The organism is Shewanella sp. BJSY2023SW005, assembly GCF_047314585.1.
Taxonomy (GTDB): domain Bacteria; phylum Pseudomonadota; class Gammaproteobacteria; order Enterobacterales; family Shewanellaceae; genus Shewanella; species Shewanella algae.
The window spans coordinates 1-2,894 of sequence record NZ_JBKORJ010000005.1 but is presented as its reverse complement, the minus strand read 5'-3'; the positions used below and the strand labels follow the sequence as shown (position 1 = coordinate 2,894).

The 2,894-nt window shown below is 49.3% G+C and carries 2 protein-coding genes; both read right to left on the bottom strand.

Going from position 1 to position 2,894, the window contains the following annotated elements; translation table 11 throughout:
- The coding region (locus ACMHXI_RS00535) for a retention module-containing protein (protein WP_144225386.1) at positions 1-908 on the bottom strand (908 nt) is incomplete at its 3' end.
- A 252-nt stretch (positions 909-1,160) separates the two neighbouring features.
- The coding region (locus ACMHXI_RS00530; protein ID WP_413733709.1) for a type I secretion C-terminal target domain-containing protein at positions 1,161-2,894 on the bottom strand (1,734 nt) is incomplete at its 5' end.

Genomic DNA, 2,894 nt, shown 5'->3' with positions numbered 1-2,894 from the left:
ATGGTGATGCTGGCGCCGTTGGACAGGGTCAGTACCAAGTCAGTTTCGGGGGCATTATTGACCGTGGCGGTATAGGTGATCTGGCCGCCTTCATTGACCTGCACCGGGGCAGTCAGGGTTACCGTGGTGGTATCTATGGTGTCATTGACCTGAGTATCGACACTATTGCCGAGGTCCAGGTTTTCGTAGTTGCCGCCCTGGGACTCAGTGACACCGACATTCAGTACTTCACTGTCCAAGTAGACATCATCGCTGGGGGCGTCGACGGTAACGCTGCCTGAAGTTTGGCCAACAGGGATCACTATAGTCGCGCCGTTGGACAAAGTCAGAACCAAATCACTTTCCAGAGGAGCATTGTCTACAACAGCAGTGTAGGTAATGCTGCCACCCTCGTTGACTTGGGTTGGTGCCAACAAGGTTACAGTGCTGGGAGCAACTTGAGTCAACTCGAAGGTGTTTTGTGACAAGCCATCTTGCAGTGTAATGGCATCAGCTTCGACGCCCACTGAATCGTAGCCACTGGCAGCCAGAGTTTCTGCCCCACTTCTTGCCAAGGAAACAAAGCCGGACGTCCCCTCATTCCCTTGAGCTCCACCGGCAGCAGTATCAGGCAATGAAGCGGTTGGATCTTCTCCCGCAGCGATAAGGGCCTGTAGCTGAGCAATTTCAGAATCTGTTGCAGAATCGGCACTTTGCAACGCTTCCTGAGGGACTTCAGCTTCACTTCCAAGACTGCTTCCGTCACTGAGCAAGAGCTCTATTTGTGCATCATTATCGACAAAAACTTCGCTTCCCTGCGCGACGAAGTCGCCCTGTTGTAGTGGCACTTGCTGGCCATTTGACATGACATAAGCCTTGCCATTCAAAGTCTTAACTTGACCATCTTGTGTAGTGATAAGTGCTTTCATGTCCCGCCCCCGGCGCTTGCAATATCCGTATCAATAAAGTTGCAGCCCAATAGGTTTGGGTTGCAAGTTGGCAAATAGTGTAAATCTCTTGGGTGCGATTTTAGATTAATTGTTTTCAAAGGTCAATTTTTTGACGCTATTTGCAAATTTGTTAATTTGCTGATTTAAAAGAAATATTTTTTGGTGTTGATTAATAAAAAAACAGGAGCCTGCGGCTCCTGTTGATTCTATTGAAAAAATTATTGCTTAAGGTTAGGGAATTAATTGTTCCTCGGATGAATAAGTATAGTTAGGCTCAGGAAAAGAAGCCTGAACAACAGGTTGAGTGACCAACAATGCACCGTCGGAGATAAGGGATTGAATAATCACACCTTCATCTGTAGTTCCATACTCTGCGGACAGATCCACACCATTGAGAACTATGGTGACACTGTCCCCTCCGGCACCTGTTGTGTCGACGCTTATGATGGTGTTGCCACCCACGAAGCTGAAGTCCAGGTAATCATCCAAAACCCCGTTTTCTTCATTGACCAAGATGTCTGATAAATCCAGTGCATCTGTGTTAGGGTCGAAGTTATAGACTTCATCAGTGCTGCCATCTGCAGACCCTGCATCCCAGATCAATATATCTCTGTCATTGTCTATGCCGGCATCCAAGCGATCACTGCCGGGGCCGCCAACCAGATAGTCGGCACCTGTACCGCCAAAGATGTAGTCATTGCCGGCGCCACCCAGTAGTTGGTCATCACCTTCCAGACCATAGATGGTGTCATTTCCTTCGCGACCGACAATTTCATCGCTTTGGTTTGCCCCGGTGAGCGAGTCACTTTGAGTGCTACCAAAGATGAGATTATCTATGTCGTCGGTTCCTGTTACCGTAATGGCATCATCAGGTAGCAGCTCGTGAGTAAATACAGCTTGTACATACCTGGCCTGATAACTGCCTCCATCATTGTCGAAGTAAGTAATGGTCCATAGATCGCCTGCTTGGGCCGGATTCAAAGTCAGGTAGTCGGCGAGAGTTACTGAGTTATCCGATTCTTGCACTATCTGATCGTAGCCAATACTGGCCTTCATCAAGCCTGAATCCGCATCATAGAACCAAGTCTGTTCTACGCTATCGACGGGATCTGCCAACAGCACTATGAAGGTTATGCCATTAATGGTAAGCCTGACTGAGACCTCTGTTTCCCGCTTGCTGCCCGCGGTAGTGTCAATGTCTCTCTCATCTCCTGGAATTGGAATGGCAAAGGGCGATTTCTGGTAATCGGTAAACAGATCCAGGCTACCATTGGCTGGATCTAAATTAATGGCATCGGCGAATCCGCCACTGATACTGAGGACAGCATCTTGATCATTCCCTGAGGTCAAAGGCGATGAACCATCACCTATGGTGACACTTTCCCCTCCCAAGCTGTTACCAGGCACAGCATGGATGATGAAGTCGCCATCAACCTGATCTGTACCTGAGTTGACTGTGAAGGTCAGAGAAATATCCAGTTGTTCCTCTATGTCACCGTTATCCCCCGGCATATAGACCAGACTGCCCAACTCTGTGGCGGATAAGGCCTCAGGATTGTTAAAGTCATACTGCACCAGCATCTGGATGTCTTCATCCCAATACCAAATGGAGCCTATCTCGGCGGTTTCCCCCGGATCGATAAACTCAAGGCTCAGGTTTGTGATGCTAATGTCATCAGTGGCATCTACATCGCTCGGTACATCAATGTTTAGCGGATAGCCGGCAAGATAAGGATCCGAGAGTTGTAACAGGGAGGCCGGAACCCAGATCTCTTTGGCAAATTCGCCTTCAACCGGGTCGTTGGTACCATTGATGGTGATAGTCACGGTTTCAGTGTCGGTGCCGCCGTTGCCGTCATCGACCGTGACATCAAAGCTCAGGGTGATGGTTTCGCCGACGGCGAGGAACTGCACCAGGCTGTTGGCAATGTCATAGCTCCAGCCGGCGTTGTCGACACTGAAGCC